Source organism: Delftia sp. 11MD (assembly GCF_050907895.1).
Lineage (GTDB): Bacteria > Pseudomonadota > Gammaproteobacteria > Burkholderiales > Burkholderiaceae_C > Comamonas > Comamonas tsuruhatensis.
In genome coordinates this window covers 4,658,778-4,675,084 of record NZ_CP194333.1, presented here as the reverse complement: position 1 = coordinate 4,675,084, position 16,307 = coordinate 4,658,778, and the positions used below count along the sequence as shown (strand labels likewise).

16 protein-coding genes are annotated in these 16,307 nt (G+C 68.1%); 11 read left to right on the top strand and 5 right to left on the bottom strand.

Annotation, left to right across the window (positions count from 1 at the left end; translation table 11 throughout):
- Positions 1–15: 15 nt before the first annotated feature.
- Genes ACRSCF_RS21475 through cydX form a run of 3 tightly spaced genes read left to right on the top strand, consistent with a single transcriptional unit; the run spans position 16 to position 2,947 of the window.
- Positions 16–1,602, top strand: coding sequence for a cytochrome ubiquinol oxidase subunit I (locus tag ACRSCF_RS21475; protein ID WP_016450181.1), 1,587 nt, complete (start codon positions 16–18; stop codon positions 1,600–1,602).
- An 18-nt stretch (positions 1,603–1,620) separates the two neighbouring features.
- Complete coding sequence (gene cydB, locus ACRSCF_RS21470) at positions 1,621–2,772, top strand: cytochrome d ubiquinol oxidase subunit II (RefSeq protein WP_016450182.1); 1,152 nt, start codon at positions 1,621–1,623, stop codon at positions 2,770–2,772.
- A 49-nt stretch (positions 2,773–2,821) separates the two neighbouring features.
- Positions 2,822–2,947 (top strand): cytochrome bd-I oxidase subunit CydX, encoded by a 126-nt coding sequence (gene cydX / locus ACRSCF_RS21465; RefSeq protein WP_012204319.1) that lies wholly within the window; start codon positions 2,822–2,824, stop codon positions 2,945–2,947.
- Between the two features lie 203 nt (positions 2,948–3,150).
- Here the strand turns inward: cydX and ACRSCF_RS21460 are convergent, their stop codons facing one another.
- Entirely contained in the window at positions 3,151–3,747 is a 597-nt protein-coding gene (locus ACRSCF_RS21460) for a GbsR/MarR family transcriptional regulator (protein ID WP_026062606.1), read from the bottom strand.
- A 168-nt stretch (positions 3,748–3,915) separates the two neighbouring features.
- Here ACRSCF_RS21460 and ACRSCF_RS21455 point away from each other — a divergent pair, with 168 nt between their 5' ends.
- Positions 3,916–5,073 (top strand): acyltransferase family protein, encoded by a 1,158-nt coding sequence (locus ACRSCF_RS21455; protein WP_034367587.1) that lies wholly within the window; start codon positions 3,916–3,918, stop codon positions 5,071–5,073.
- Between the two features lie 73 nt (positions 5,074–5,146).
- On the opposite strand, the gene rnk is transcribed toward ACRSCF_RS21455, so the two are convergent.
- Positions 5,147–5,551, bottom strand: coding sequence for a nucleoside diphosphate kinase regulator (gene rnk / locus ACRSCF_RS21450; protein ID WP_026062607.1), 405 nt, complete (start codon positions 5,549–5,551; stop codon positions 5,147–5,149).
- A 294-nt stretch (positions 5,552–5,845) separates the two neighbouring features.
- Between rnk and ACRSCF_RS21445 the strand changes: the two genes are divergently transcribed.
- A complete protein-coding gene (locus ACRSCF_RS21445; protein WP_244386560.1) occupies positions 5,846–6,988 on the top strand; it encodes a PA0069 family radical SAM protein in 1,143 nt (380 codons plus the stop codon).
- Between the two features lie 16 nt (positions 6,989–7,004).
- On the opposite strand, the gene ACRSCF_RS21440 is transcribed toward ACRSCF_RS21445, so the two are convergent.
- Positions 7,005–7,856 carry a LysR substrate-binding domain-containing protein gene (locus tag ACRSCF_RS21440; RefSeq protein WP_016450187.1) on the bottom strand — a complete coding sequence of 284 codons (852 nt, stop codon included), beginning with the start codon at positions 7,854–7,856 and terminating at the stop codon, positions 7,005–7,007.
- A gap of 181 nt (positions 7,857–8,037) precedes the next feature.
- On the opposite strand from ACRSCF_RS21440, the gene phnD reads away from it, so the two are divergent.
- The 5 genes from phnD to phnX are packed head-to-tail and all read left to right on the top strand — an operon-like array spanning position 8,038 to position 12,699.
- Positions 8,038–8,925 (top strand): phosphonate ABC transporter substrate-binding protein, encoded by an 888-nt coding sequence (gene phnD / locus ACRSCF_RS21435; RefSeq protein ID WP_016450188.1) that lies wholly within the window; start codon positions 8,038–8,040, stop codon positions 8,923–8,925.
- Positions 8,922–9,800: a phosphonate ABC transporter ATP-binding protein gene (phnC, locus tag ACRSCF_RS21430; RefSeq protein WP_017406122.1), complete on the top strand. Its 879-nt coding sequence runs from the start codon at positions 8,922–8,924 to the stop codon at positions 9,798–9,800. Before phnD ends, phnC begins: the two co-directional genes overlap by 4 nt.
- Positions 9,800–10,645: a phosphonate ABC transporter, permease protein PhnE gene (gene phnE / locus ACRSCF_RS21425; protein ID WP_017406123.1), complete on the top strand. Its 846-nt coding sequence runs from the start codon at positions 9,800–9,802 to the stop codon at positions 10,643–10,645. Before phnC ends, phnE begins: the two co-directional genes overlap by 1 nt.
- 47 nt (positions 10,646–10,692) lie before the next feature.
- Entirely contained in the window at positions 10,693–11,781 is a 1,089-nt protein-coding gene (gene psrA, locus ACRSCF_RS21420) for an iron-containing alcohol dehydrogenase PsrA (protein ID WP_046240397.1), read from the top strand.
- 54 nt (positions 11,782–11,835) lie between these two features.
- Positions 11,836–12,699, top strand: a complete 864-nt coding sequence (phnX, locus tag ACRSCF_RS21415) for a phosphonoacetaldehyde hydrolase (RefSeq protein ID WP_034367593.1) — start codon at positions 11,836–11,838, stop codon at positions 12,697–12,699.
- A 144-nt stretch (positions 12,700–12,843) separates the two neighbouring features.
- Here phnX and fghA read toward each other — a convergent pair whose 3' ends face one another.
- Together fghA and ACRSCF_RS21405 are read right to left on the bottom strand one after the other, a co-directional pair.
- The gene (gene fghA / locus ACRSCF_RS21410; protein ID WP_013803440.1) at positions 12,844–13,716 is read right to left on the bottom strand and encodes an S-formylglutathione hydrolase; all 873 of its coding nucleotides are present in this window, start codon (positions 13,714–13,716) and stop codon (positions 12,844–12,846) included.
- A 203-nt stretch (positions 13,717–13,919) separates the two neighbouring features.
- A complete protein-coding gene (locus ACRSCF_RS21405) occupies positions 13,920–15,029 on the bottom strand; it encodes an S-(hydroxymethyl)glutathione dehydrogenase/class III alcohol dehydrogenase (RefSeq protein WP_012204334.1) in 1,110 nt (369 codons plus the stop codon).
- A 238-nt stretch (positions 15,030–15,267) separates the two neighbouring features.
- Here ACRSCF_RS21405 and ACRSCF_RS21400 point away from each other — a divergent pair, with 238 nt between their 5' ends.
- Positions 15,268–16,305, top strand: a complete 1,038-nt coding sequence (locus ACRSCF_RS21400; protein WP_034367599.1) for a GlxA family transcriptional regulator — start codon at positions 15,268–15,270, stop codon at positions 16,303–16,305.
- Positions 16,306–16,307 lie beyond the last annotated feature (2 nt).

Here is a 16,307-nt window from a genome sequence, read left to right as displayed (position 1 = left end):
AGAAAGGATCTCACCATGGACCTCGACATCGTCGATCTATCGCGGCTGCAGTTCGCGGTAACGGCGCTCTACCACTTCCTGTTCGTGCCGCTGACCATCGGCCTGGCCGTGATCATCGCCATCATGGAGACCGTCTTCGTGATGACGGGCCGCACCATCTGGCGCGACATGACGAAGTTCTGGGGCACGTTGTTCGGCATCAACTTCGCCATGGGCGTGGCCACGGGCATCGTGATGGAGTTCCAGTTCGGCATGAACTGGAGCTACTACAGCCACTACGTGGGCGACATCTTCGGCGCGCCGCTGGCCATCGAGGGGCTGATGGCCTTCTTCCTCGAAGCCACCTTCGTGGGCCTGTTCTTCTTCGGCTGGGACCGCCTGAGCAAGGTGGGGCACCTGGTGACCACCTGGTGCGTGGCCCTGGGCTCGAACTTCTCGGCGCTGTGGATCCTGATCGCCAACGGCTGGATGCAAAACCCCGTGGGCGCGGCGTTCAACCCGCAGACCATGCGCATGGAGGTCACCGACTTCTTCGCGGTGCTGACCAACCCCGTGGCCCAGGCCAAGTTCGTGCACACGGTCTCGGCAGGCTATGTGACGGCGGCCATCTTCGTGCTGGGCGTCTCGGCCTGGTATCTGCTCAAGGGCCGGCACATCCAGCTGGCGCGCCGCTCCATGACGGTGGCCACCTCGTTCGGCCTGGCCGCCGCGCTGTCGGTGGTGGTGCTGGGCGATGAAAGCGGCTACCTGTCGTCGGAGCACCAGAAGATGAAGCTGGCCGCCATCGAGGCCATGTGGGATACCGAGCCCGCACCGGCCGCCTTCACGGCCTTCGGTTTCCCCGACAAGGCCGCACGGGAGACGCACTACGCCGTTCACATTCCCTGGGTCATGGGCCTGATCGGCACGCGCTCGCTGACCACCGAGATCCCCGGCATCAACGACCTGGTCCAGCGCACCGAGCAGTACATCCGCAACGGCATCGAGGCCTATGGCGCGCTGGAGGCCATCCGCGCCGCCGGCCCCACGGGCCAGGTGCCGGCCGAGGCCAAGGCCGTCTTCGAGGACAAGGGCGGGCAACTGGGCTACGCGCTGCTGCTCAAGCGCTACGTGGACGACCCGCGCCAGGCCACGGACGCGCAGATCGCCCAGGCCGCCTGGGACACCGTGCCGGCCGTGGGGCCGCTGTTCTGGGCCTTCCGCATCATGGTGGGCCTGGGCATGTTCTTCATCGCGCTCACGGCGGCCTTCTTCTGGCTGTCGGTGCGGCGCAGGCTGGACGCCCATCCGTGGATGCTCAAGCTGGCCGTGATCGCCATTCCCCTGCCCTGGATCGCGGCCGAGTGCGGCTGGATCGTGGCCGAGGTGGGCCGCCAGCCCTGGATCATCGAAGGCGTGCTGCCCACGGCGCTGGCCGTCTCCAACCTGGGCGCGGGCACGCTGCTGCTGACGATTGCAGGCTTCATCGCCATCTACTCCGTGCTCTTCGTCATCGAGATGAAGCTCATGGTGAAGGCCATCCGCAAGGGACCGCAGGAGGAAAGCGCACCGCACCTGACCACCTACTTCCCTCTGATGCAAAAACTCGCCCGCGGGCAATGACCAAGGGAGATTGTCACCATGATTCTTCACGAACTGATCAGCTACGACGTCCTGCGCCTGCTGTGGTGGGGCCTGCTGGGCGTGCTGCTCATCGCCTTTGCCGTCACCGATGGCTTTGACCTGGGCGCTGCCGCGCTGCTGCCGCTGGCGGCCAGGACCGACGTGGAGCGCCGCGTCGTCATCAACTCTCTGGGCCCGGTCTGGGAAGGCAACCAGGTCTGGCTCATCCTGGGCGGCGGCGCCATCTTTGCGGCCTGGCCGCAGCTGTACGCGGTCTCGTTCTCGGGCTTTTACCTGGCCATGTTCGCGGCGCTGGTGGCGCTGATCCTGCGGCCCGTGGCCTTCAAGTTCCGCAGCAAGCGCGAGGAGCCGGCCTGGCGCGCGCGCTGGGATGCCGTGCTGTGCATGGCCGGCGTGGTGCCCGCGCTGATCTTCGGCGTGGCCCTGGGCAATGTGCTGCAGGGCGTGCCCTTCCGCCTGGCGCCCGACATGCGCATCTACTACGAGGGCACGTTCTTCGGCCTGCTCAACCCGTTTGCGCTGCTGGCCGGCCTGGTCTCGCTGTGCATGCTGCTCATGCATGGTGCGTCCTGGCTGGTGTTCAAGACCGAGGGCGATGTGGCCGCGCGCGCGCGCCGCCTCGGCATGGTGGCGGCCGTCGCCACCACGGTGCTGTTCGCGGCGGCCGGCGTGTGGCTGGCCGCGCTCAACGGCTACCGCATCACCAGCGAGGTCAACACCACCGGACCGTCCAACCCGCTGTTCAAGACGGCTGCGCTGCAGGCGGGCGCCTGGTTTGCCAACTACCAGGCCCGGCCCGTGCTCTGGGCCGTGCCGGCCATCGGCCTGCTGATGCCGCTGCTGGCGGCGCTGGGCCTGTGGCTGCGCCGCGAGTGGCTGGCCCTGCTGTCCAGCGGCCTGGGCATTGCCGGCATCATCGCCAGCGTGGGGGCGTCCATGTTCCCGTTCATCCTGCCCTCGTCGCTGAACCCGCAGCACAGCCTCACGGTCTGGGACTCTTCGTCCAGCCATGTGACGCTGTTCATCATGCTGGTGTGCGCGCTGATCTTCGTGCCCCTCATCGTGGCCTATACCAGCTGGGTCTACAGCGTGCTGCGCGGCAAGGTCGACCCGATGGCCATCATCGAGGGCCGCGGCCACTCGTACTGATCCACCGAATCAAGCAACGACATTCAACGTCAAGAAAGGACACAACACCATGTGGTACTTCGCCTGGTTGCTCGGCCTGCCGCTGGCGGCCGCCTTCGCGGTGCTCAACGCGATGTGGTACGAACTGATGGACGACGAGGCCACGCGCCGCGAACTCCTGGCCCGGGAGAAATAAAGCTCCCCCTGAGGCGCTTCGCGCCTTCCCCCTCTCTCTTCGGGAGGGGGACGACACCCTCGCTGCGGGGGCGGGCGGCCCTTGCTCGGTGTCCCTCGCTTTGGGCTACGCCAGTTTTTGCACGCGCTTACCGCCAATGAAGCATTGCTGTAAACACGATGAGCTCCCTCGGGAGCTCATTTTTGTACGCAGGCTTGCCAGGTTCAATCGTCGGTGTCATCCGCCTTGGCGCGGCCCTTGCCGCCCGTGATGCGGTCCTTCAGATCCAGCAGCCGCGTCACGGCCGTGCCCATGCCCATGAGCTGCATGGCGGTCTCGGGCGACAGGCGCTGCACGTCGTCGAACCAGTTCATGAGCCGGTCGATCAGCTCGTACATGTCGCGCATGCGCTGCTGGGCGTAGCGTTCCTCTTCGGTGGTGACTTCCTCCAGCATGGCGGCGCGCAGCATGGACTGGGTGGGCTCGATCTCGCGGCGGCGGCGTTCCTCGGCCAGGCGGCGGAAGATTTCCCAGACATCCTGCGGCGCCTCGAAATACTCGCGCCGGTCGCCGGGCTGGTGGCGCAATTGCACCAGGCGCCAGGCCTGCAATTCCTTGAGCCCCATGCTCACGTTGGAGCGCGAGAACTCCAGCGTCTCGGCGATCTGGTCGGCATTGAGCGGCTCGGGCGAAAGAAACAGCAGAGCGTAGATCTGGCCTACCGTGCGGTTGATGCCCCAGCGGCTGCCCATCTCGCCGAAGTGCGAGACGAACTGCCGGTTCAACGCCGGAAGAGGTTTGGGTTGCGTCATGGCATGCATTGTGCCCTCGCGTGCCGGCATGTCCTGTGCGGCTTGGAAAGCGGTGCGTCAGCTTTCTGCAAGACGCGGTCAAAAGGCGCACAATGGCGCCTTTGCGGGCTTGCGGCCAGGCGGCCCGGGCCCAGCGCCTCCCGCTTCCCGACCCGTTCGCAGATTGCATATTGCCCCATGTCCCACGCTAGCCGCAGTGCGCTGATCGACTGCACCAAGGGCCTGGCCTGTGCCGCCATCGTCTGGCACCACCTGGCCTTCTACGGCCCCATGTCCGATATCGCCCATCCGGCCGCGCCGGACCTCATCGACTGGCTCTATGAATATGCGCGCATGGCCGTGCAGATCTTCCTGGTGCTGGGCGGCTACCTGGCGGCAGCCAGCATGGCGCCGCAAGGCCACGGCCTGCACAGCGATCCGTGGTCGCGCATCGGGCGCCGCTTCGTGCGCCTGGTCGTGCCCTATGCCGTGGCCCTGGTCGTGGCCGTCGTCGTCTCGGCGGCAGTGCGGCCCTGGTTCGACCATGCCTCGGTGTCGGGCGAGCCCGATCTCTGGCAGCTGGTGGCGCATGCGCTGCTGCTGCAGAACATCGTGGGCGAGGAGTCGCTGTCCGCCGGCGTCTGGTACGTGTCCATCGACTTCCAGCTGTTTGCGCTGACGGCGCTGCTGCTGGCCGGCACGCGCTGGGGCGGCGCCTTGCTGCGCCGCCGCTTCGGTGGCCAGGCGCTGTCGCGCTGCTGGCCCTGGACGCTGAGCGTGGCGCAGGCGCTGGTGGTGATCGGCGTGGCGGCCTCGCTGCTGGGCTTCAATCTGGATGCGCAATGGGACGTGTGGGCGCCGTACTTCTTTGGCGCCTACGGCCTGGGCATGCTGGCCTACTGGGCCGCGCATGCGGACAAGTCCTCGACGGCCTGGAGCTGGTCCCTGCTGATCGTGGCCCTGGTCGTGGCGGCGCTGGCACTGGAGTGGCGCGACCGCATCGCGCTGGCCGGTGCCACGGCGCTGGCCCTGGTCGCGGCCATGCGCAGCCCCGCGTTTGCCCAGGCACAAGGCTGGGCGCCGCTGCGCCGGCTGGGCAAGATTTCGTACTCGGTGTTTCTCGTGCACTTCTCGGTCTGCCTGCTGGTCAACGCCGTGGAAAGCCATTTCTGGCCGCAGTCCATTCCCGCCGCCCTGCTGGGCATGTGCACGGCCTTTGTGCTGTCGATTGCGGCCGGTCATCTGCTGTACGAGCGCGTGGAGCGCCACGTTCCCAGCTGGCACATGGCGCTGCGCTGGCAGGCCGGCCTGGTGGGCACCGGCCTGATCGCGGCATTTGTGGCGGGCCTGCGCTGAGGTGCGGTGCGTCAGTCCACAAACAACAAAGGCAGCCGGTGGGCTGCCTTTTTCGCTTCACGCCGGTCGGCGTTCAACGGTGCAGCTCGCCTGCGCTTTCCGGCTGGAACTCGATGGCATCCACGCGCACGGTGACCTGGCCCGAGGGGCCGGGCATGCGGGACTGGTCGCCCACGCTCAGGCCCAGCAGGGCAATGCCCACGGGCGCGAACACCGACACCTTGTCGGCGCTGCCATCCATCTCCTTGGGATAGACCAAGGTCAGCGTATTGGTCTTGCCCGACTCCAGCAGCGTGAAGCGCACCGTGGAATTCATGGTCACCACGTTGGGCGGCATTTCCTTGGGCTCGAGCACGTCGGCACGGTCCAGCTCGGCCTCGAGCGCCTCGCGGCCGGGAAAGGCGGGTTGCTTGTCCAGCAGGGCCTCGATGCGTTCCAGGTCCAGGGACGAAAGAATGATGTGGGGCTTGCGCTCCATGGTGTTGGCTCCCTTGTGTGCTTGCGCCGTGGCTGCAGTGAAGGGCAGCGGCGCCCAAACGGACAAAAGCCCGGGCAACGCGGTTGTCCGGGCCAAGGCATCTTCAGAAAAGAGAAAAGCACCAAGTTGGTGCGATAAGGCCATTGTGCAGGCCCGTGCGCGTTCTGCCAAGCGAACCCGCACGGTGCGGTGCGGATTGGCGCGGGCACTTGCCAAGCCGGCAAAACCCACTTCGCAACCGCAGGCATGCGGGGAGTGCTTGTTGGTATGACTGTATTTTTATACAGTTGCTTCATGCTTCCCAGTCCTCCCACGCCTCATCACGACACGGCCCGGGTGCCCCTGCACGCCATCAAGGGCCGGGGCGCAGCCAGCCAAATGGCCCACCGCTTCGCCACCGACCCGCGCGAGGCCTTTGACGACGGCTGGGGCAGCCTTGAGGCGCCGGCCGAAGGCGAAGAGGCCGCTGCGCTGCGCACCGAACTGCGCTGGGAGCAGGCCCGCTCGGCGCTGAGCCGCCACCAGTCGCCCGACCTGCCGTTTCACATGGGGCTCAATCCCTACCGGGGCTGCGAGCATGGCTGCATCTATTGCTATGCCCGGCCCACGCACAGCTACCTGGGCTGGTCGCCGGGGCTGGACTTCGAGACCCGGCTCATCGCCAAGCAGAACCTGCCCGAGCTGTTGCGTGCCGAGCTGTCGCGCGCCAGCCATGTGGCCGCGCCCGTGATGCTGGGCTCGGTCACCGACTGCTACCAGCCCGTGGAGCGCGAACTGGGGCTGACGCGCCGCCTGATCGAAGTGCTGGCCGAGGCGCGTCACCCGTTTTCCATCGTCACCAAGGGCAGCGGGGTGGAGCGTGACCTGGACCTGCTGGCCCCGCTGGCGCGCCAGGGCCTGGCCTCGGTGCACATCACGCTGACCACGCTGGATGCCGACCTGGCCCGCCACCTGGAGCCGCGCGCCGCCGCGCCGCACCGCCGGCTGCGCAGCATCCGCGCGCTGACCGAGGCGGGCGTGCCCGTGGGCGTGAGCCTGGCACCGCAGATTCCCTTCATCAACGAAGACCTGGAGAAGGTGCTGGAGGCGGCCGCCGACGCAGGCGCGCGCCACGCCTTCTATGCCGTGCTGCGCCTGCCCTGGGAAGTGGCGCCGCTGTTCGAGCAATGGCTGCAGGTGCACTACCCCGACCGCGCCCGCCGCGTGATGGAGCGCGTGCGCGACCTGCACGGCATCCAGGGCGAGCAGCGCGAGGCCGGCCGCGTGTACAACGCCGAGTTCGGCCAGCGCATGAAAGGTACTGGCCACTGGGCCGAGCTGCTGCGCCAGCGCTTCGCCCTGGCCTGCCGTCGGTACGGGTTCAACCGCGAGCCGCTGCGGCTCGATTGCAGCCTTTACCACCCGTCGCTGCTGCTGCCGCAGCGCAGTCTGTTCTGAGAGCGGACCGGCAGGCTCAAACCGCCTCCAGAAACGACCTCACCAGCAGGCTGTCGCTGCGCTCGCGCATGCAATAGACATAGGTGGTGGTGCTGGCCGGGTCGCCCGCGATGCGCAGCGGGCGAAAGCGCGGGTCGGGGATGAATTCGGCTTCGGACACGGCGCCCAGTCCCAGGCCGCGCGCCACGGCTTCGCGTATGGCTTCGCGGCTGCCGATCTCCAGTTCGGTGCGCGGCTGCACCCCGGCGGCCTGCAGCACCGATTCCAGCGCGGTGCGCGTGGTCGAGCCGTGCTCGCGCAGCAGCAGAGGCTGGCCCTGCAGTTCGGACAGCGCGATTTCGCTGCGCCGCGCGAAGGGATGGGCGACATGGGCGAACAGGATGATGGCGTGGCGCGCGTACTCGCGCGCCAGCAGCTCCGGGCGGTCGTAGAGGCCGGCGAGCACGGCCACGTCGGTGTCGTAGCGTTCCAGGTCGGCCAGCACCTGCTGCGAGTTGCCCATGCGGATGGACAGCTGCATGCCCGGGTGCCGTGCGCGGTAGGCGGCCACCATTTCGATCACATGGAAGGGCCCCACGGCGCCGATCTTGAGCTCGCCCTGGTGCAGCTGCCCCGAGTCGCGCAGGAAGAATTCGGCCTCGGCCTCCAGCGCCATGATTTTCTGCGCCATGGGCAGCAGTCTGGCGCCTGCGCCCGTGAGCGTCATGCGGTAGCCGCGGCGGTGGAACAGCTCGATCTGGCTTTGGCGCTCCAGCGTGGCGATCTGGGTGGAGATGGTGGGCTGGCTCACGCCCAGTGCGCGGGCGGCGGCGCTGAGGCTGCCATGGTGGGCGACGGCGATGAAGGCGCGGTAGCGGGCGTTGCTCACGAAAGTCGGTATCTCAAGGTTTTGTCTATGGATGCTGTCAAAACCGATTCTGAAACTTTCACATGGCAGAAATATGTCGCTCCTAGCATTCAGCCATACCCACCCGCCTGGCGATTTGACCGGCGATTCACGGATCCACCGATCCGCCGATGTGCCTGACCTGATGCAAAGGAACACTCCCATGAAGATGAACCGCAAGACCTGGCTGCGCCATGCCGGCGCCGTGCTGGCCCTGGCCGCCACCGCCTCCACCGCTACCACTGCCGCCTTTGCCCAGAGCGCCGAGCTGCGCGTGGGCCTGATCCCCTCGGAGGACGCGCAGGCCATGATCCGCGCCAGCCAGCAGGTCATGGACCAGTTGGCCACCCGCACCGGCATGAAGGTGCGGCCCTTCGTGGCCAATGACTACAACGGCGTGATCGAGGCGCTGCGCTCCAACAAGATCGACATCGCCTTCCTCGGCCCGTTCTCGTACGTGCTGGCCAACCAGGTGGCAGGCGCCGAGGCCTTTGCCGTGGCCGTGACCAAGAAGACGGGCAAGAGCGCGTACCACAGCATGGTGATCTCCCGCAAGGACAAGGGCCCGGCCAGCGTGGCCGATCTCAAGGGCCGCAGCTTTGCCTTTGTGGACCCGACCTCGGCGTCGGGCCACCTGTTTCCCAAGGCGGGGTTGATGGCCGAGGGCTTCGATGCGGACAAGGGCTTTTCGCGCGTGATCTTCTCGGGCTCGCACGACGCCAGCATCATGGCCGTGGCCAACGGCAAGGTGGATGCGGCAGCCGTGGCCGACCGCATCTTCGACTCCGCCGTGAACAAGGGCCTGGTCAAGCGCGAGGACTTCCAGATCGTCTGGCGCTCCCAGCCCATCCCCGAGTCGCCCATGACCTGGCGCAAGAACCTGGACGCCGGCACCAAGCAGAAGGTGGCTGCGGCCCTGGCCGAGGTCAAGGACCTGCCCTGGGGTGACCAGGGCGTGCTCGACGGCTTCGCGGCCACGGATGACAAGGCCTACGACGTGGTGCGCCAGACGGCCAAGGCCCTGAAGCTGGACCTCGGGAGCATGAAATGATCCGCATCCGCCAATTGCGCAAGAGCTATGGCAGCAACCACGTGCTGCATGGCATCGACCTGGATGTGCAGCCCGGCGAGTTCGTCGTCATGCTGGGCCTGTCGGGGGCCGGCAAGTCCACGCTGCTGCGCTGCATGAACGGCCTGGCCCGCGCCGACAGCGGCACGCTGGAGGTGGGCGGCATGGACCTGATGCTGGGAGGCGGCAGGCACAGCCGGCGCGAGCTGGCTCGCCACGTGGCCATGGTCTTCCAGCACCACAACCTGGTGCCGCGCCTGTCGGTGCGCAAGAACGTGCTGACCGGGCGCCTGGGCCAGACCGGCACCCTGGCCTCGGTGCTGCAGCTGTTCCGCGAAAGCGATATCCGCCTGGCCGACCAGTGCCTGGAGCGCGTGGGCCTGGCCCACAAGGCGCTGGAGCGCACCGAGGCGCTGTCGGGCGGGCAGATGCAGCGCGTGGGCATTGCCCGCGCGCTGGCCCAGCAGCCCCAGGTTATCCTGGCCGACGAGCCCGTGGCCAGCCTGGACCCCAAGACCGCGCGCAGCGTGCTGCAGTACCTGCGTGATGCCACGCGCGAGCTGGGCATTGCCGTGGTCTGCAACCTGCACCAGGTGGACTACGCGCGGGAGTTCGGCGACCGCGTGCTGGGCCTGGCCCAGGGCCGCATGGTCTATGACGGATCGCCGCAGGCGCTGGACGAGGCCGCGCTGCAGGCCATCTACCATGCGCAGCCCACTGCAGGGCAAGGCGCAGGGCAGGGCGCAGAGCCGGACACACCACCGGGCGCGCAGGCCATAGGGCCTGCCGGCCTGCATGCGCAGGCGCCGGTGCCTGCCTCGTGGATGCGGGCCAGCGCGCCCGCAGGAGGACTGTGATGACCAGCGCCAATTCCTGGAGCCCTGAGCCGCGCGACCGCTGGCAATGGACCGCGCCGCGCCCCCACGGTGCCCTGGGCTGGACCGGCTATGCGGCTGCGGCCCTGGCCATCGCCTGGGTGCTGCACTGGAGCGCGGGCGGCGCGCAGATGAGCTGGGGCGAACTGGCGGCAGGCATGCCCCAGATCGCGGATTTCGTGGCGCGCTCCGTGCCGCCGGACTGGAGCATGCTGCCGCGCCTGATGGCGCCCGCGCTGGAGACGGTGCAGATCGCCATCTGGGGCACGCTGCTGTCCGTGGTGCTGGCGCTGCCGCTGTCCTTCATCGCCGCCAGCAACCTGCATGGCTGGCACTGGCTGCGGCGCATCACGCGTCAGTTCCTGAACGTGGTGCGCAGCATCAACGAGCTGATCCTGGCGCTGGTCTTTGTCTCGGCCGTGGGCCTGGGGCCGTTTCCCGGCGTGCTGGCCCTGGCCCTGCATGGCATGGGCATGCTGGGCAAGTTCTTCGCCGAGAGCATCGAAGAGATCGACGACGGCCCGCTGCAGGCCCTGCGCAGCGCAGGCGCCACGCAATTGCAGCTCATCGTCTTCGGCGTGATACCGCAGGCCATCACGGCCTGGATCGCGGTCGTGCTCTACCGCTTCGAGGTCAACCTGCGCTCGGCCACGGTGCTGGGCATGGTGGGCGCGGGCGGGCTGGGGTTCGAGCTGGTCGGCAGCCTCAAGCTGTTCCGCTACCAGGAGACGGCCACCTGCATCGTGGTCATCACCGTGATGGTGATCGCGGCCGATCTCGTCTCCCACTGGCTGCGCAGCCGCATCCAGCAGGGCACCCGCCATTGAGGGCTGCGCTTTTCCCGGCGCCCCCGTTTCATTCAAAGGACCGATTTGTGTGGACCTATCACAACCCCGTTGCCATCCATGCCGGCCCCGGCCGCCTGGACCGCCTGCCCGAGCTGCTGGCCGGGCGCGACTGCCTGCTGGTGACGTTTCCCGAGGCCGAATCCCTGGGCCTGGTGCAGCAACTGCGCCAACGGCTGGGCAGCCAGCTGCGCGGCGTGGTGGACGGCATTGCGCCCAATCCCGATGTGCAGTGGCTGGCCCCGCTGTATGACCGCGTGCACCGCGAATACGCCGAGGTCCCGTGCATCGTGGCCCTGGGCGGCGGCAGCGCCATCGACTCGGCCAAGGCGCTGATGTGCGCCACGCCCACGCGGCGTTTCGGCGAACTGCTGCAGGCCCTGGAGCAGGGGCTGGCCCTGCCGGCCGCAGGCCACAAGGCGCTGATCGCCATTCCCACCACGGCCGGCACGGGCAGCGAGGTCACGCCCTGGGCCACGATCTGGGACCAGGCCGCTGGCCGCAAGCACTCGCTGCACCAGCACTGGACCTGGCCCGAGGCCGCCATCATCGACGCGCAGCTCATGCAAAGCCTGCCGGCCGGCGCCACGCTGGCCTCGGGGCTGGATGCGCTGTCGCATGCGCTGGAGTCCATCTGGAACCGGCACCGCAATCCCGTCTCCACCACCTTGGCCGTGGGCGCCGCGCGCCGCACCCTGGCCACGCTGCCCGCGCTGATGCAGGACCTGGGCAGCCTGCCGCTGCGAAGCCGCATGGCCGAGGCCGCCCTGATGGCCGGCCTGGCCTTCTCCAACACCCGCACGGCGCTGGCGCATTCGCTGTCCTACGACATCACGCTGCGCCATGGCGTGGCCCACGGCATTGCCTGCTCGTTCAGCCTGCCGCTGGTGCTGGAGATGGCCCTGGGCGCCGACGACGAGGCCGACGCGGCCCTGCTGTCCATCTTCGATGCCGCCACGGGCGAGCTGGCCGTGCAGCGCCTGCGCAACTTCCTCGAAGGCCTGGGCGTGGCCACCGATCCCGCCCACTACGGCGTGCCTGGGGATGAGTGGCAGCAGCTGCTGCAGTCGGCCGCATCCGGCCCGCGCGGGCGCAATTTCATCCGCACGCTGGAATGAACAGGCGCGTGCGGCCCTCTTTTGTTTGAACCTCTTTCCTTGTCAAAAAGCACCATGAACCACACCACCGTCTCCACCGCCGCCGCCGCCGCCGCCGCCGCCGCCGATCTGTCGCCGCTGCAGGCCGTCATCTTCGACTGGGCCGGCACCCTGGTCGATTTCGGCTCGCTGGCACCCACGCAGATCTTTGTCGAGGCCTTTGCCAGCTTCGGCATCACCATCACCCTGGCCCAGGCACGCGGCCCCATGGGCCTGTCCAAGTGGCAGCACATCCATGAACTGCTGCAGGACGAGGGCATCCGCGCGCAATGGCACAAGGCCTTCGGCCAGCCGCCTGGCGACGCCGACGTGGACGCCATCTACGCCCGCTTCATGCCCATGCAGATCGCCAAGGTCGGCGAGTTCTCGGCACCCATCGAAGGGGCGCCCGAGCTGCTGGGCTGGCTGCGCGCGCAGGGCCTGAAGGTGGGCTCGTGCTCGGGCTATCCGCGTGAAGTCCTGAACCAGCTGCTGCCGCAGGCAGCGGCCAACGGCCTGGCTCCCGAGCATGTGGTGGCCGGCGATGAAATGGCCGCAGGCGGCCGCCCCGGCCCCTTCATGGCGCTGGCCAATGTGCTGGCGCTGGGCATCGGCGACGTGCGTGCCTGCGTGAAGGTGGACGACACCGTGCCCGGCATCGAGGAAGGCCGCAACGCCGGCATGTGGACCGTGGGCCTGACCCTGTCCGGCAACGAAGTCGGCTACTCCCCCGCCGAACTGGCCGCCGCCCCCGCCGAAGAAGTGCGCGAACGCATGGCCCGCGCCGAAGCCAAGCTGCGCGCAGCCGGCGCCCACCACGTGATCGCCAGCGTGAAGGAGCTGCCGCAGGTTCTGGAGCGTATTGCGCAGGACATGCGCGCGGGGCGCATGCCTGGATGAGATGAGCCCGTTCTATTTTTTGCCTTGCGCCTAATCTTTGAAACTGGCGCGACCAAAAAACAGGGACGCCGAGCAAGAGCCGCCTCGCGGCGATGGCGTCGTCCCCCTCCCGCGAAGCGAGAGAGGGGGAAGGCGCGAAGCGCCTCAGGGGGTACTCAACTGCTCTGCATGATGGCGCAGATGGTCATCAATGAAGCTCTGGATGAAGTAGTAGCCGTGGTCGTAGCCGCCGTGGCGGCGCAGCGTCAGCGGCTGGCCGGCCTGGGCGCAGGCGGCCTCGAAGGCTTCGGGCAGCAGCTGCTTTTCGATCAGGAACTTGTCGGCCAGGCCCTGGTCCACGAGGATGCCGGCCGGGTAGGGCGCCTGGGTCTGGGCGGCCATCAGGCAGCTGGCGTCATGGGCTTCCCAGGCCTTGCGGTCATCGCCCAGATAGCCTGAGAAGGCTTTCTGGCCCCAGGGGCAGTTGACGGGGTTGGCGATGGGCGCGAAGGCCGACAGGCTCTTGAAGCGGCCCGGATGACGCAGCGCCAGCGTGAGCGCGCCGTGGCCGCCCATGGAGTGGCCGAAGATGCCCAGCCGCTGCGCGTCAATAGGCAGGCGTGCGGCGATCAGCGGCAGCAGCTCGCCCAGCAGATAGCTTTCCATGCGCCAGTGCAGTGCCCAGGGCTTGGTGGTGGCGTCCAGGTAGAAGCCCGCGCCCACGCCGAAGTCCCAGGCATCGGCCTCGCCGGGCAGGCCTGCGCCGCGCGGGCTGGTGTCGGGCGCGATCAGGGCGATGCCCAGCTCGGCGGCCAGGCGCTGGGCGCCGGCCTTGGTCATGAAGGTCTCTTCGGTGCAGGTCAGCCCGGCCAGGTAGAGCACGGCGGGCACCTTCTCGCCGGCCACGGCCTTGGGCGGCAGGAAGACCGAGAACTTCATGTTCAGGCCGATCTCGGCGGAGAAATGCTCGTAGAAACGCTGTGCGCCGCCGAAGCAGGCATGGGCGTTCTTGAGTTCCAGGGGCGGCAGTGCGGACATGGTGTTCCTCAAAAAGAAAAATGCTACGGGCACCTTGGCAAGCGGTGCGTGCAGCATTCAAAGATGGGAGTTGATACGCTATACACGGTCAACGGCCCATGAAACTGGCGCTGCCCAGGCGAGGGCGCCGTCCCCCTCCCTCGCGTAGCGAGTAGAGAGGCGCCGTGCAACGGGGGAGGGCGCGCAGCGCCTCAGGGGGAGCTTCAGTACACGACGACGGAGCGGATGGACTTGCCTTCGTGCATCAGGTCAAAAGCCTCGTTGATCTCCGGCAGGCCCATGGTGTGCGTGACGAAGGGGGCCAGCTGGATCTCGCCGCTCATGGCCTGCTCGACCATGCCGGGCAGCTCGCTGCGGCCCTTGACGCCGCCGAAGGCCGTGCCCAGCCACTTGCGGCCCGTCACCAGCTGGAAGGGTCGTGTGGAGATTTCCTGGCCCGCGCCGGCCACGCCGATGATGACCGACTGGCCCCAGCCGCGGTGCGCGCATTCCAGGGCGGCACGCATCACGTTGACGTTGCCGATGCATTCGAAGCTGTGGTCCACGCCCCAGCCCGTCATCTCGACGATGACCTGCTGGATGGGCTTGTCGAAATCCTTGGGATTCACGCAGTCGGTGGCGCCGAAGGTGCGGGCCAGGTCGAACTTGGAGGGGTTGGTGTCCACGGCGATGATGCGGCCGGCCTTGGCCAGCTTGGCGCCCTGGATCACGGCCAGGCCGATGCCGCCCAGGCCGAACACGGCCACGGTGTCGCCTTCCTGGACCTTGGCGGTGTTCTTGACGGCACCCAGGCCCGTGGTCACGCCGCAGCCCAGCAGGCAGACCTGCTCGGGGTTGGCATCGGGGTGGATCTTGGCCAGCGAGACTTCGGCGACTACGGTGTATTCGCTGAAGGTGGAGCAGCCCATGTAGTGGTAGATGGGCTCGCCGTTGTACGAAAAGCGCGTGGTGCCGTCGGGCATCACGCCCTTGCCCTGGGTGGCGCGCACGGAAACGCACAGGTTGGTCTTGCCGCTCTTGCAGAACAGGCATTCGCCGCATTCGGCGGTGTACAGCGGGATCACGTGGTCGCCGGGCTTGACGCTGGTCACGCCTTCGCCGACCTCGACGACGATGCCCGCGCCTTCATGGCCGAGCACGGCGGGGAAGATGCCTTCCGGGTCGTCGCCCGACAGCGTGAACGCGTCGGTGTGGCAGACGCCGGTGTGGGTGATCTTGATCAGGACCTCGCCCTTCTTCGGGGGGGCCACGTCGATCTCGACGATCTGCAGGGGTTCTCCAGCCTTGAAGGCGACGGCGGCTTTGGATTTCATGGGCGTGTCTTTCTGTCGGGGTGGCTCAGGAGCGGCAGTGCGCGCGCTCCGCGAAGCCTTGAATGTAGGCCATGGCCGCGCGGACCGGCCGCATCATGGCCGCAGCCTCAGGTGATATGTCCGAATCTGAGGGGTGTGGCCGGCGTCGGCCGGGCCTGCTGGCCGTGGGTGCTTGCGTCTTTTCGTATAGTCCGCCCCATTCTTTCCACCCTGACCGCCTCCGAGCCCGCCGTTTCCCATGGACCACCGCCACGCCAGCGCCCACCGCATCGATCTTGTCGTCTACCCCGGCTTCAAGGCGCTGGAGGCCATAGGGCCCATGTCGGTGTTCGACTATGCCAACGTGCACCTGCGCGCGCGCGGCCAGAGCGACGGCTACGAGGTGCGCGTGGTCTCGCAGCGGCAAGGGCCCGTGCGCTCGGACACGCTGATGTCGCTGGAGGCCACCCACACGCTGGCCGGGCTGGAGGCTGCAGGCATGGGCTGCACCGTGGTCGTCGTGGGCTCGCGCCATATCGAGCAGGTGCTGGGCGGCTCGGGCGAGCTGGTCGCCTGGCTGGGCCGCGTGGCGCCGCGCGTGCAGCGGCTGATCGCGCTGTGCTCGGGCAGCTTCTTCCTGGCCGAGGCGGGCTTGCTGGACGGCCGGCGCGCGGCCACGCACTGGAGCGTGACGGCGCAACTGGCCCAGCGCCATCCGCGCGTGCAGGTCGATGCCGATGCCATCTACCTGCGCGAGGAGATCCGCGATGGCGAAGGCAGCCGCCAGCTGTGGACCTCGGCCGGCGTGACGGCCGGCATCGACCTGGCCCTGGCCGTGGTGGAAGAGGATTTCGGCCACGCGCTGGCGCTGGAGGTGGCGCGTGACCTGGTCATGTACCTCAAGCGTCCCGGTGGCCAGTCGCAGTTCAGCGTGCCGCTGGCGGCCCAGGCCGCGCAGCACGGCGGCGTGCAGGCCGTGCAGCAGTGGGTGATGGCCCATCTGGCCGAGCCTCTGACCCTTGCGCAGATGGCCGAGCAGGCGCACATGAGCGAGCGGCACCTGCGCCGCGTGTTCCAGCAGGAAACCGGGCAAAGCCCCACGGCCTTTGTGGAGAGCGCGCGGCTGGAGGCGGCCAAGCAACTGCTGGAAAGCCAGGCCCATCTGCCGCTCAAGACCGTGGCCGCGCGCGTGGGCCTGGGCTCGGAGCAGGCGCTGCGCCACCTGTTCGTGCGCCACCTGGGCATTACCCCGGTGGCGTACCGGGATCGCTTTGGCGGGCGCGGCGGCGCGGGCTGAAC

Bases quoted from the DNA above. Each gene is read 5' to 3' on its own strand.
- ACRSCF_RS21460 (WP_026062606.1), bottom strand. From the start codon at position 3,747: ATGCATGCCATGACGCAACCCAAACCTCTTCCGGCGTTGAACCGGCAG.
- phnC (WP_017406122.1), top strand. From the start codon at position 8,922: ATGATCCGCATCCGCCAATTGCGCAAGAGCTATGGCAGCAACCACGTG.
- ACRSCF_RS21400 (WP_034367599.1), top strand. From the start codon at position 15,268: ATGGACCACCGCCACGCCAGCGCCCACCGCATCGATCTTGTCGTCTAC.
- ACRSCF_RS21475 (WP_016450181.1), top strand. From the start codon at position 16: ATGGACCTCGACATCGTCGATCTATCGCGGCTGCAGTTCGCGGTAACG.
- phnX (WP_034367593.1), top strand. From the start codon at position 11,836: ATGAACCACACCACCGTCTCCACCGCCGCCGCCGCCGCCGCCGCCGCC.
- fghA (WP_013803440.1), bottom strand. From the start codon at position 13,716: ATGTCCGCACTGCCGCCCCTGGAACTCAAGAACGCCCATGCCTGCTTC.
- cydB (WP_016450182.1), top strand. From the start codon at position 1,621: ATGATTCTTCACGAACTGATCAGCTACGACGTCCTGCGCCTGCTGTGG.
- rnk (WP_026062607.1), bottom strand. From the start codon at position 5,551: ATGGAGCGCAAGCCCCACATCATTCTTTCGTCCCTGGACCTGGAACGC.
- cydX (WP_012204319.1), top strand. From the start codon at position 2,822: ATGTGGTACTTCGCCTGGTTGCTCGGCCTGCCGCTGGCGGCCGCCTTC.
- phnD (WP_016450188.1), top strand. From the start codon at position 8,038: ATGAAGATGAACCGCAAGACCTGGCTGCGCCATGCCGGCGCCGTGCTG.
- phnE (WP_017406123.1), top strand. From the start codon at position 9,800: ATGACCAGCGCCAATTCCTGGAGCCCTGAGCCGCGCGACCGCTGGCAA.
- ACRSCF_RS21445 (WP_244386560.1), top strand. From the start codon at position 5,846: ATGCTTCCCAGTCCTCCCACGCCTCATCACGACACGGCCCGGGTGCCC.
- ACRSCF_RS21455 (WP_034367587.1), top strand. From the start codon at position 3,916: ATGTCCCACGCTAGCCGCAGTGCGCTGATCGACTGCACCAAGGGCCTG.
- ACRSCF_RS21405 (WP_012204334.1), bottom strand. From the start codon at position 15,029: ATGAAATCCAAAGCCGCCGTCGCCTTCAAGGCTGGAGAACCCCTGCAG.